The sequence below is a fragment of the Pseudomonas sp. BF-R-26 genome, assembly GCF_019947395.1.
Taxonomy (GTDB): domain Bacteria; phylum Pseudomonadota; class Gammaproteobacteria; order Pseudomonadales; family Pseudomonadaceae; genus Aquipseudomonas; species Aquipseudomonas farris.
In genome coordinates this window covers 86,405-98,288 of sequence record NZ_JAGYGK010000013.1, presented here as the reverse complement: position 1 = coordinate 98,288, position 11,884 = coordinate 86,405, and the positions used below count along the sequence as shown (strand labels likewise).

At 59.6% G+C, this 11,884-nt stretch carries 8 protein-coding genes; 2 read left to right on the top strand and 6 right to left on the bottom strand.

From position 1 onward, the window contains the following. Positions 1-209 precede the first annotated feature (209 nt). The 3 genes from betA to betI all read right to left on the bottom strand — a co-directional run bounded on the left by betA (position 210) and on the right by betI (position 4,261). Positions 210-1,913, bottom strand: coding sequence for a choline dehydrogenase (gene betA / locus KGB18_RS20235; protein ID WP_201061778.1), 1,704 nt, complete (start codon positions 1,911-1,913; stop codon positions 210-212). Between the two features lie 170 nt (positions 1,914-2,083). Beyond that, complete coding sequence (gene betB / locus KGB18_RS20230; RefSeq protein WP_123719637.1) at positions 2,084-3,556, bottom strand: betaine-aldehyde dehydrogenase; 1,473 nt, start codon at positions 3,554-3,556, stop codon at positions 2,084-2,086. A gap of 111 nt (positions 3,557-3,667) precedes the next feature. Beyond that, positions 3,668-4,261: a transcriptional regulator BetI gene (gene betI, locus KGB18_RS20225; protein WP_052966694.1), complete on the bottom strand. Its 594-nt coding sequence runs from the start codon at positions 4,259-4,261 to the stop codon at positions 3,668-3,670. A 380-nt stretch (positions 4,262-4,641) separates the two neighbouring features. Between betI and KGB18_RS20220 the strand changes: the two genes are divergently transcribed. Continuing rightward, the gene (locus KGB18_RS20220; RefSeq protein ID WP_223570410.1) at positions 4,642-6,591 is read left to right on the top strand and encodes a BCCT family transporter; all 1,950 of its coding nucleotides are present in this window, start codon (positions 4,642-4,644) and stop codon (positions 6,589-6,591) included. A 228-nt stretch (positions 6,592-6,819) separates the two neighbouring features. On the opposite strand, the gene choV is transcribed toward KGB18_RS20220, so the two are convergent. The 3 genes from choV to KGB18_RS20205 form a co-directional block, all read right to left on the bottom strand. After that, positions 6,820-7,998 carry a choline ABC transporter ATP-binding protein gene (choV, locus tag KGB18_RS20215; RefSeq protein WP_123359169.1) on the bottom strand — a complete coding sequence of 393 codons (1,179 nt, stop codon included), beginning with the start codon at positions 7,996-7,998 and terminating at the stop codon, positions 6,820-6,822. Further along, entirely contained in the window at positions 7,995-8,840 is an 846-nt protein-coding gene (gene choW, locus KGB18_RS20210) for a choline ABC transporter permease subunit (protein WP_030128579.1), read from the bottom strand. The genes choV and choW overlap by 4 nt, the downstream gene beginning before the upstream one ends. A gap of 77 nt (positions 8,841-8,917) precedes the next feature. Then, entirely contained in the window at positions 8,918-9,868 is a 951-nt protein-coding gene (locus KGB18_RS20205; RefSeq protein ID WP_123719635.1) for a choline ABC transporter substrate-binding protein, read from the bottom strand. Between the two features lie 437 nt (positions 9,869-10,305). On the opposite strand from KGB18_RS20205, the gene KGB18_RS20200 reads away from it, so the two are divergent. After that, on the top strand, positions 10,306-11,682 hold the full coding sequence (locus KGB18_RS20200) for an L-serine ammonia-lyase (RefSeq protein WP_123359167.1): 1,377 nt from the start codon (positions 10,306-10,308) through the stop codon (positions 11,680-11,682). Positions 11,683-11,884: the final 202 nt, after the last annotated feature.

Genomic DNA, 11,884 nt, shown 5'->3' with positions numbered 1-11,884 from the left:
ATTAGGCCTGGGCGGGGGGTAGATCAAGGGCGGAGCGGTGTGGGGAGGGATTGCCAGGATGCGTCAGGTCGAGATGTGTTGTCTGGTCGGGCTCCATCGCGGGCAAGCCCGCTCCCACAGGGGGATTGGGTGGACTACACATTTGCAATCCAACCCGAAACCTGTGGGAGCGGGCTTGCCCGCGATAGGTGCGCCTTGGTGTAACTGTCTTACTGCGCCGTCAGGCTCACATCCCGCAACGGCTTGCCACGCACCGGTGCATCACCGGCCACGTAGTAAGCAGCCTTGCTACGCGGCAATGGCTTGCGACCGCGGATCTTGTCGGCGATTTTCTCGGCCATCATGATCGTTGGCGCGTTCAGGTTGCCGGTGGTGATGATCGGCATGATCGAGGCATCGACCACGCGCAGGGCTTGCATGCCGTGCACACGACCTTCGCCGTCGACCACGGCCATCTCGTCGGTGCCCATCTTGCACGAGCAGGACGGGTGGAACGCGGTTTCGGCGTGCTCGCGGATGAACTTGTCCAGCTGCTCGTCGGATTGAACGTCAATGCCCGGGCTGATTTCGCGGCCACGGAAGGCGTCCAGTGCTGGCTGTTGCATGATTTCACGGGTCAGGCGGATGCCGTCGCGAAATTCCTGCCAGTCCTGCTCGGTGGCCATGTAGTTGAACAGGATGCTCGGGTACTCGCGTGGATCCTTGGACTTGGCCTGGATGCGACCACGGCTTGGCGAACGCATGGAGCCCATGTGCGCCTGGAAGCCGTGCTCTTTCACACCGTTGCTGCCGTTGTAGTTAATCGCCACCGGCAGGAAGTGGTACTGAATGTTCGGCCAATCAAATTCCGGACGAGTGCGGATGAAACCACCGGCCTCGAACTGGTTGCTGGCGCCGATGCCGGTGCCGTTGAACAGCCACTCGGCACCGATGGCCGGCTGGTTGTGCAGCAGCAGCGACGGGTACAGCGAGACCGGTTGGGTGCAGGCGTATTGCAGGTACAGCTCAAGGTGATCCTGCAGGTTTTCGCCAACGCCCGGCAGGTCGTGGACCACCGGAATGTCGAGTTTTTTCAGCAGTTCGGCCGGGCCGACACCGGAGCGTTGCAGAATCTGCGGCGAAGCAATGGCGCCGGAGCACAGCAGCACTTCCTTGCGGGCGCGGGCTTCAACGCGCTCTTCAGCGGCGCCGATCAGGTAACGCACGCCGACCGCACGCTTGCCTTCGAACAGGATCTTGTCGGTCAGGGCATGGGTGACGATGGTCAGGGTCGAGCGCTTCTTGGCGACGTCCAGGTAACCGCGAGCGGTGCTGGCGCGACGGCCGTTCGGCGTCACGGTGCGGTCCATCGGGCCGAAACCTTCTTGCTGGTAGCCGTTCAGGTCTTCGGTACGCGGGTAACCGGCTTGCACGCCGGCTTCAACCATCGCGTGGAACAGAGGGTTGTTGCCGGCTTTCGGCGTGGTCACGCTGACCGGACCGTCGCCACCGTGGTAGTCATTCGGGCCGATGTCACGGGTTTCAGCCTTGCGGAAATACGGCAGGCAGTCGAGGTAGCTCCAGTCTTCCAGACCGGGCAGCTTCGACCAATTGTCGTAGTCCATCGCGTTACCACGGATGTAGCACATGCCGTTGATCAGCGAAGAACCACCCAGGCCCTTGCCACGACCGCATTCCATCCGGCGACCGTCCATGTGTGGCTCTGGATCGGTTTCATACGCCCAGTTGTAGCGACGACCTTGCAGCGGGAAGGCCAGGGCGGCCGGCATTTGCGTGCGGAAGTCGAGACGGTAATCCGGGCCGCCCGCTTCGAGCAGCAGGACGGTGACGCCTTCGTCTTCAGTCAGACGGGTCGCCAGGGTGTTACCGGCCGAGCCGGCACCGATGATGATGTAATCGAACTCTTGGGACATTGAATGCACCCTCTTTGAAGTTGGTCAGGTCGGCGAGTGCTTCGCACTCGATCGCGGGCAAGCCACGCTCCCACAGGGATCGGGGGCACCGCAGATTTGGCGAACGACGCCAAACCTGTGGGAGCTGGCTTGCCTGCGATAGCGATCTCGCAGGCGAAGCAAATACCGCCTTAGAACACCGAGGCGTAATCGCCCAGTTCGACCTGTACCGATTTGATGCGTGTGAAGTTGTTCAGCGAGCTGATGCCGTTCTCACGACCCACGCCCGACTGCTTGTAGCCGCCGACCGGCATCTTGGCGTCGGACTCGCCCCAGGCGTTGATCCAGCAGATACCGGCTTCCAGTTGATGGATCACGCGGTGAGCGCGGTTCAGGTCCTTGGTGACGACGCCAGCCGCCAAACCGAACTCGGTGTCGTTGGCACGACGGATCACTTCTTCTTCGGTTTCGTAGGTCAGGATGCTCATCACCGGACCGAAGATTTCTTCGCGAACGATGGTCATCTCGTCGGTGCAATCGGTGAACACGGTCGGAGCCACGAACGCGCCTTTGGCGAATTCGCCGTCGTTCAGACGATCGCCGCCGCACAGGACGCGAGCGCCTTCTTCCTTACCTTTGGCGATGTAACCCAGCACGCTTTCCATGTGGGCGAAGCTGACCAGCGGGCCGAAGTTGGTGTTTTCGTCTTCCGGGTTGCCGACGCGAATGCGTGCAACGCGCTCAACGATCTTGGCTTCGAACGCGGCTTTCAGGTGGCTCGGTACGAACACGCGAGTGCCGTTGGTGCAGACCTGACCGGAGCTATAGAAGTTGGCCATCATCGCGGTGTCGGCGGCGCGATCCAGGTCGGCGTCGTCGAAAATGATCAGCGGAGATTTGCCGCCCAGTTCCATGGTCACGTCTTTCAGCGACGAGGCGGAAGCGCTGGCCATGACCTTCTTGCCGGTGTCGGTGCCGCCGGTGAAGGAGATTTTTTCGATGCGTGGGTGTTCGGTCAGCCAGGTGCCGACTTCACGGCCACTGCCGGTCAGAACGTTGAACACGCCAGCCGGAACGCCAGCTTCGGTGTAGATCTCGGCCAGTTTCAGGGTGGTCAGGGAAGTGACTTCGCTTGGCTTGAAGATCATCGCGTTACCGGCCGCCAGGGCAGGTGCGGATTTCCACAAAGCGATCTGGATCGGGTAGTTCCACGCGCCGATACCGGCCACGACACCCAGCGGCTCGCGACGGGTGTAAACGAAAGACGTGGTGCGCAGCGGAATCTGCTCGCCTTCGATGGCCGGTACCAGGCCTGCGTAGTACTCCAGCACGTCAGCGCCGGTAACGATGTCGACGTAACGGGTTTCGGAGTACGCCTTGCCGGTGTCCAGGGTTTCCAGGGCGGCCAGCTCATCGTTGCGCTCGCGCAGGATGTCGACGGCACGACGCAGGATGCGCGAACGCTCCATGGCCGTCATCGCAGCCCAGATTTTCTGGCCCTTTTCGGCGCTGACCACAGCGCGCTCAACGTCTTCCTTGGTCGCACGCTGTACGGTTGCGAGGACTTCACCGTTAGCCGGGTTGATGGCTTCGAAGGTGGCGTCGCTGCTGGCGTCACTGTAGCCGCCATCGATGTAGAGTTTTTGCAGTTCGAAACGGGCCATAAAGTCCTCGCAAGAGCATAAGTTGGTTGGCGTTAGCCACTGGGGCGTGCCGTGTAGCGTTGGCGACGCTGATCAGTAGCGGTTCAGGGGCTGAGCGCTTTTATGTGTGCTCTAACTCACCTGCTTGGCCAGTTGGAAATCCATGTATTCGTAAGCGATCTGGTGCGCCTGCCCGGTGTCGAAAGCATCTCCCGACAGCGCGCCGCGCAACCACAAACCGTCAATGAGGGCTGCCAGGCCGCGGGCGGCGCTGCGCGCTTGATCAAGCGGCAACACACGGCGGAACTGGCAGCACAGGTTGGAATACAGACGGTGATCGTTGATCCGCTGCAACCGGTGCAAAGACGGGTGGTGCATGCTGGTGGCCCAGAAGGCCAGCCAGGTTTTCATTGCCGGGCCATTGACCTGGCTGGCGTCGAAGTTGCCTTCGATAATCACCTGAAGGTGAGCCCGTGGGCTGGCGTCCTCCAACGCCTGACGGCGCGCGGTGACGTTCTCGCTGAGGACACTCATCAGATACTGCGCCGTGGCGGCGATCAGGCCGTTCTTGTCCTTAAAATAGTGACTGATGATGCCATTCGAGACACCGGCCAAACGGGCGATCAGCGCAATGCTGGCATCCCCCATGCCGACCTGATCGACGGCCTGCATCGTGGCTTCGATCAATTGCTGGCGGCGGATGGGTTGCATACCGACCTTGGGCATCTTGCACATCTCCTTAGGCCTTCCCGTAGACGAAAAACGGCTACCGGGTTGAGGGCCAGTCTATTTTGTTTTGATTGAACGTTCAATCAACAAAGAATAAGATCTGCGACAAATCGTCGCTGCTTACAGATTTTTCCTACGTGTAAATGGCGATAAACCGACATCCAAAAATGCTCGAAACCTATACGCGCAGGCGTTCCAAGGGTTTCGGGCTTTTTTCGGGGTGTCTTTATATCACCCACTGGTCGGCTGCCAACTAACCGATTGGTCGGGTACCGCGTTGCCTTGTGTTCTTCTCTCGCACTGCCTGGAGCATCTGTGCCATGAGTTCTGCCTCTCTAATAAAGACCCCACCCGAGAAGGTGACGGTCAACGGTTGGGTGTTCTACACCTCTACCGCGCTGATCCTGCTGTTGACCGCCATTCTGATCATCGCCCCGCAAGAGGCCGGCAGAATGCTCGGCATTGCCCAGGCCTGGTTGTCCCGCAGCTTCGGCTGGTACTACATGGTGGTGATCGCCGCTTATCTGGTTTTTGTGGTGGGCCTGGCGTTTTCGTCCTACGGCAAACTCAAACTGGGCAGCAAGGACGACACCCCGGATTTCAGCTACGGCGCCTGGGCGGGGATGCTGTTCTCGTCGGGTATCGGCATCTCGTTGCTGTACTTCGGTGCTTCCGAGCCGCTGGATCATTACTTCAATCCGCCGGAAGGCGTGGCCGGCAGCAACCTTGCGGCCCGTCAGGCGGTGCAACTGACATTCCTGCATTGGGGCCTGCATGGCTGGGCGATCTACGCACTGGTCGGCCTGGCCGTGGCGTACTTTGCTTACCGTCATAACCAGCCGCTGGCGTTGCGGTCGGCGCTGTATCCGCTGGTCGGCGAGCGTTGGGTCAAAGGCGCCGCCGGTCATGCGGTGGACGGCTTCGGCATGTTCGTGACCCTGCTGGGGCTGGTGACGAACCTGGGGATCGGTTCGCTGCAAGTGTCGTCGGGCCTGGAAAACCTGTTCGGCATGGAACACAGCAACACAAACCTGCTGATCGTGATCATCGTGATGAGCACGGTGGCGACCATCGCCGCTGTGTCCGGCGTGGAAAACGGCATTCGCCGCCTGTCCAACCTGAACATTGTGCTGTTCAGTGGCTTGCTGATTTTCGTGCTGTTGTTCGGCCCGACCCTGCACCTGCTCAACGGCTTTGTGCAGAACATCGGTGACTACCTGAACGGCGTGGTGCTGAAGACCTTCGACCTCTATGTGTATGAAGGCGACAGTGAGAAGTCCGACCGCTGGTTGGGCCTGTGGACTCTGTTCTACTGGGCCTGGTGGATTTCCTGGGCGCCATTCGTAGGCATGTTTATCGCGCGTATTTCCCGTGGTCGCACGGTGCGTGAATTGGTGGCCGGCGTGCTGTTGATTCCGCTGGGCTTCACCCTGGCATGGCTGTCGATCTTCGGTAACTCGGCCCTGGACTTGGTGATGAACCATGGGGCGGTGGAGCTCGGGAAGACGGCGCTGGAACAGCCGTCGATGGCGATCTACCAGTTGCTTGAGCATTACCCGGCGTCGAAGATCGTGATCGGCGTGTCGATTTTTGTCGGCTTCGTGCTGTTCCTGACCCCGGCGGATTCCGGCGCGGTGATGATGGCCAACCTTTCCTGCAAGGGCGGCAATGTCGACGAAGATGCGCCGCACTGGCTGCGGATTTTCTGGTCGGCGGTGATCACCCTGGTGACCATCGGTCTGCTGTTCGCCGGTAACTTCGAAGCCATGCAAACCATGGTAGTGCTGGCGGGGCTGCCGTTCTCGGTGGTGCTGGTGTTCTTCATGTTTGGCTTGCACAAGGCCATGCGCCAGGACGTGCAAATCGAACAGGAGCAAGCGGAACTGGCAGCGCGTGGTCGTCGTGGTTTCAGCGAGCGCCTGACCCAGCTGGACCTGCAGCCGAACCAGTCGATCGTACAGCGGTTCATGGACAAGCGCGTCAGCCCGGCGCTGGAAGATGCAGCTGTGCAATTGCGTGCTCAGGGCCTGGATGTGCAGACGTTGCTGGGCAAGGCCAAGCGTTGCATGGGCGTGCGGATCGAGATGGAAGAGGGCAACCCTTTTGTCTACGAAGTGAGCCTGGACGGTTATCTGGCGGCGGCGAGTGAAACGGTGTCGCCCGAAAGTGCCGACGAGCCGCGCGCACGCTACTACCGCGCCGAGGTGTACCTGCACAACGGCAGCCAGGACTACGATTTGATGGGCTTCACTCAGGATCAGATCACCCGTGACGTGCTCGATCAGTTTGAAAGCCATCGGCAGCTCCTTGGCCGGGTTTATAGCTGAGTTTCGACAGGGGGTGGTGTTTCTGTCTGAAGCACCGTGTCGCATTCATCGCGGGCAAGCCCGCTCCCACAGGATCAGGGTTGTGACACAAATATTGATCACGACATCGATCCCTGTGGGAGCGGGCTTGCCCGCGATGGGGTTATCAGCCTTGACGCTGGATTACCCGATATCCCGATAAACAAAAACGCCGCGATCCTGTCGCGGCGTTTTTGTGTCTGCTGCTTCTTACCCCAGGTTCTTGCCGAGCAGCGCGTGGTACAGCTCGCTGTCGCCGAGAATCCCGACAACCTTGTTGTTGTCGTGCAGCACCAGTTTGTTGCCGGTCTGGTAACGAATCTGCAACGCATCGCGCATGCCGATGTTGGAGTCCACCAGCGTTGGCCGACGACCCAAACCTTCAACCGCTTGCCCCGGTATCCAGTTCTGCAGGTCCAGGCTCGAGCCGTTCTGGCGTGCGCCTTTGATGGTGTTGCCTTCGGCCAGGTCCAGCCACGAATCGCCGCCCGGATCCAGGCACACCGAACCGTTGATGCGTTTGCAGTTGTCCAGGGTGCGCATCAGGCTGCGACCGCACAATACGTTCAACGGATTGGTGTGGGCGACGAAGGTGCGCACGTAATCATCCGCAGGGTTCAACACGATCTCTTCTGGCTTGCTGTACTGGACGATCCGACCGTCTTTCATGATCGCGATACGGCTGCCGAGCTTCAGGGCTTCATCGAGGTCGTGGCTTACGAACACGATGGTTTTGTTCAGCTTGCTTTGCAGTTCCAGCAGTTCGTCTTGCAGGCCCTGGCGGATCAGCGGGTCGAGGGCCGAGAACGGTTCGTCCATCAGCAGAATGTCGGCATCCATCGCCAGTGCGCGGGCCAGGCCCACACGTTGTTGCATACCGCCGGAAAGCTCATCGGGTTTCTTGTTGCGCCACTGGGTCAGGCCCACCAGTTCGAGTTTTTCATCGACCAGTTTTTTCCGTTCCTTCTCCGGCCGGCCCTGCATTTCCAGACCGAAGCTGATGTTCTCGCGCACCGTCAGCCAAGGCATCAGGGCGAACTTCTGGAACACCATTGCGATGCGCTTGGTGCGCATCATTTTCAGTTCTGCCGGAGTACAGGAAGCGATGTCGATCTGCTTGCCTTCATGCTCGACGAACAATTTGCCACGGCTGACGGTGTTGAGGCCGTTGATGCAGCGCAACAGGCTGGATTTGCCGGAGCCGGACAGGCCCATCAGTACGCAGATTTCACCTTTCTCGATGTCCAGAGTGGCTTTTTCAACGCCGACGATTTGCCCGGTCTTTTTCAGGATCTGATCACGGGTCATGCCCTGGTCGAGGAGTTTGAGTGCCTCGCGCGGGTCTTTGGAGAAGATCACGTCCACGTCTTCGAAGCGAATAATGCTCATGCGTCACCCCCTACTTTAGCGTCGGGTTGTTTGCAGATACGGTCGAGCATGATCGCCAGCAGTACGATCGCCAGGCCTGCTTCGAAGCCCAGTGCGATATCAGCAGTGTTCAGTGCGTTGACCACGGGTTTGCCCAGGCCGTCGGCGCCCACCAGTGCCGCAATCACCACCATCGACAACGACAGCATGATGCACTGGGTGATACCGGCCGCGATGCTTGGCATGGCGTGGGGCAGTTCAATCCGTGAGAGCAGTTGACGGCGCGAGCAGCCGAAGGCTTTGCCGGCGTCCATCAATTCCTGCGGAACATCGCGAATACCCAGGTAGGTCAGGCGGATAGGCGCGGCAATCGCGAACACTACCGTCGAGATCAGACCCGGGACCACACCCAGACCGAAGAGGGTCAGGGTAGGAATGAGGTACACGAAGGTCGGTACGGTCTGCATCAGATCGAGCACCGGCCGCATCACTGTGTAGAACATCGGTTTGTGCGCGGCGACGATGCCCAACGGCACGCCGATCAGCACGCACACCAGGGTGGCGAACAACACCTGGGCGAGGGTTTCCATGGTTTCCTGCCAATACCCCAGATTGAGGATCAGCAGAAAGGAGGCGATGACGAAAACGGTCAGGCCCCATTTGCGTTGGATGAAGTGTGCCAGTAGCGCGATAAGGCCGATCAATGCCAGCGGGTTGAACCAGGTCAGCGCAAAAGTCACACCGTGGATCATCGTTTCCAGTGACACGGCGATTGCGTCGAAGGTGCTGGCGCCGTTTTGCGTCAACCATTCAACGAAGCCCGCGATGTACTGGCCTAAAGGTATTTTCTGATCAATCAGCATGGTAGTGAACGTCCGCATGCAAGGAAATAAACAGCCCGGGCGAGCGAACTCGCCCGGCGTAAGCGATGCTTCCTAAATCAAGGCTGCGCGAGCTTGGCTTTCACGGCTTCCAGGCCAGGTTTACCGTCAATGGTGGTCACGCCAGCGAGCCAGGTATCGAGCACCTGTGGATTCTTTTTCAGCCAGGCCTTGGCGGCCGCGTCAGGCTTCATTTTGTCGTCCAGGACGTTGCCCATCAGCGTGCTTTCCATGTCGAGGGTAAACACCAGGTTTTTCAGCAACTGACCGACGTTGCTGCATTCCTGTGCGTAACCCTTGCGGGTGTTGGTGTAGATGGTCGCCTGGCCGAAGTTCGGGCCGAAGTATTCGTCGCCGCCGGTCAGGTACTTCATCTTGAATCGAGTGTTCATCGGATGCGGTTCCCAGCCCAGGAACACCACGGCGGTGTTGCGGCGCTGAGCGCGATCGACTTGCGAGAGCATGCCTGCCTCGCTGGACTCGACTACCTTGAAGCCGGCTGCTTTCAAGCCGAAGGCGTCCTTGTCGATCATGCTCTGGATCAGGCGGTTGCCGTCGTTACCCGGTTCGATGCCATAGATCTTGCCGTCGAGTTCTTTCTTGAACTTGGCGATGTCGGCGAAATCTTTCAGACCTTTGTTATACAACTCTTCGGGGACGGCGAGTGTGTATTTTGCGTTTTCCAGATTAGCGCGCAGGGTGTCCACGGTGCCGGCATCGCGGTAGGCCTTGATGTCGTTTTCCATGGTCGGCATCCAGTTGCCGAGGAACACGTCCATGTTCTTGCCGTCGGCCAGGGACTTGTAGGTCACCGGCACGGAAATCATCGTGGTCTTGGTCTTGTAGCCCAGGGCGTCGAGAACGACGCTGGTGGTGGCGGTGGTGACGGTAATGTCCGTCCAGCCGACATCGGAGAAGTTTACGGTGCTGCATTGGGCCGGTTCTGCGGCTTGAGCCAGAAACGGCAGACTCAGCATGGCGGCCAACAACAACGACGGGGAACCTTTCATAAGGGGGGACTCCTTGGTGTTTTTTTTGGCAGTGTTCCGACTGGACCACCGCACTTATCTGTTGCGGTTGGATGGCGTTTTGGAGACAGCTCTACCACGGCGCCTTGCAATCGAGTCGATACGATCATGTACCAGTGAAAATCTGACGCCTACAGGGTGCGTCGTATCCAGTACAGGGATGGTCGCATCCAGTGTCGGTAACGTCGTTTACAGCTTTTTTCAGCCCGTTTTGCCTCGCTGATCCGCAAAAAAACGGCGAAAACACAGCGTAAGCGGCCTGCGGCGCTAGCGGGCATGAGTGCGTCGGTGTGAGACGTTGAACGACATGACAAAAGCCTGATGATGCGGCCATCTCGGCGGATTGCAGCTTCAGCGTAGCAGCTCCGTCACTGGGCGCTTTTGCGCCTGGAGCAGGCACATCCAGGAGTTCAGCAGTAATGGCTATCAGCGTTTTCGACCTGTTCAAAATCGGCATTGGCCCTTCCAGTTCACACACCGTCGGGCCTATGCGAGCTGCGGCGCTGTTCGTGCAAGGTTTGCGTGAGCAGGGTCTTTTGGAACAAGTAAGGCGTGTCGAAGTTCAGCTTTATGGTTCGTTATCTGCCACCGGCATCGGTCATGGCAGCGACAACGCGGTGATCATGGGGCTGATGGGCGAGTGGCCGGACGCGATCGATCCGTCGCAAATCGGCATCCGCATCGAGACCCTGCGTGAAACCAACACGCTATTGCTCGACGGTCGCTTGTCGGTCCCGTTCATCTGGGCCCGGGACATGCGCCTGATCGACGAGAACCTGCCGTTCCATCCCAACGCCATGACCCTGGTTGCCGAAGGCGATCACGGCGAGCTGCATCGCGACACCTACTACTCCATCGGCGGCGGTTTTGTCGTCGATGAGGCACAAGCTTCCAGCGGCGTGGTGGATCTGGATCGCACCGTGCTGCCTTACGACTTCTCCAGTGCCGTCGAGCTGCTCAGTCTGTGCAAGCAGCACAACCTGCGCGTTGCAGAGCTGATGATGGCCAACGAGAAAGTCTGGCGCAGCGAAGAGGAAATTCGCGCCGGCCTGATGAAGCTCTGGCGCGCGATGCAAGATTGCGTGGAGCAAGGCCTTAAACACGAAGGCATCCTGCCCGGTGGCCTGAATGTGCGTCGTCGTGCGGCCAAACTGCACCGCAGCCTGCAAGAACTGAACAAGCCCAACGTGATCGGCTCGACCTTGAGCGCCATGGAGTGGGTGAACCTGTTCGCCCTGGCGGTCAACGAAGAAAACGCTGCCGGCGGGCGCATGGTTACGGCACCGACCAATGGCGCGGCGGGGATCATTCCGGCGGTGCTGCACTACTTTATGAAATTCAGCGAGGCAGTGACCGACGCCAACGTGGTCGATTACTTCCTCAGTGCCGCGGCGGTAGGGATTCTGTGCAAGAAGAACGCCTCGATCTCCGGTGCCGAAGTCGGTTGCCAGGGTGAAGTCGGTTCGGCCTGCGCCATGGCGGCGGCCGGGTTGGCGGAGATTCTCGGTGCCACCCCGGAGCAACTGTGCAACGCGGCGGAAATTGGCCTGGAACATAACTTGGGCCTGACCTGCGACCCAGTGGGTGGCCTGGTGCAAGTGCCGTGCATCGAGCGCAACGCGATTGCCGCGGTGAAAGCGATCAACGCGGCGCAGATGGCGCTGCGGGGCGACGGTCAGCACTTTATCTCGCTGGACCGAGTGATCCGCACCATGCGTGATACCGGTGCCGACATGCACGACAAATATAAAGAGACATCGCGCGGTGGATTGGCTGTCAGTGCAGTTGAGTGCTGAGACCGAGTTGACCCCATCGCGGGCAAGCCCGCTCCCACAAGGATTTGTTGTGTGCCTCCGTTCTCGGTCACACAATGAATCCTGTGGGAGCGGGCTTGCCCGCGATAGCGCCAGACCAGTCAAAACTGCGCGCTAAGTGAACACTCGATTCAAAACGCGCCACCTTTTAGAGCGTCGCAAACAGATAAGCCTGCCTGCCCCG

Bases quoted from the DNA above. Each gene is read 5' to 3' on its own strand.
- betB (WP_123719637.1), bottom strand. From the start codon at position 3,556: ATGGCCCGTTTCGAACTGCAAAAACTCTACATCGATGGCGGCTACAGT.
- KGB18_RS20205 (WP_123719635.1), bottom strand. From the start codon at position 9,868: ATGAAAGGTTCCCCGTCGTTGTTGTTGGCCGCCATGCTGAGTCTGCCG.
- KGB18_RS20200 (WP_123359167.1), top strand. From the start codon at position 10,306: ATGGCTATCAGCGTTTTCGACCTGTTCAAAATCGGCATTGGCCCTTCC.
- choW (WP_030128579.1), bottom strand. From the start codon at position 8,840: ATGCTGATTGATCAGAAAATACCTTTAGGCCAGTACATCGCGGGCTTC.
- betI (WP_052966694.1), bottom strand. From the start codon at position 4,261: ATGCCCAAGGTCGGTATGCAACCCATCCGCCGCCAGCAATTGATCGAA.
- choV (WP_123359169.1), bottom strand. From the start codon at position 7,998: ATGAGCATTATTCGCTTCGAAGACGTGGACGTGATCTTCTCCAAAGAC.
- betA (WP_201061778.1), bottom strand. From the start codon at position 1,913: ATGTCCCAAGAGTTCGATTACATCATCATCGGTGCCGGCTCGGCCGGT.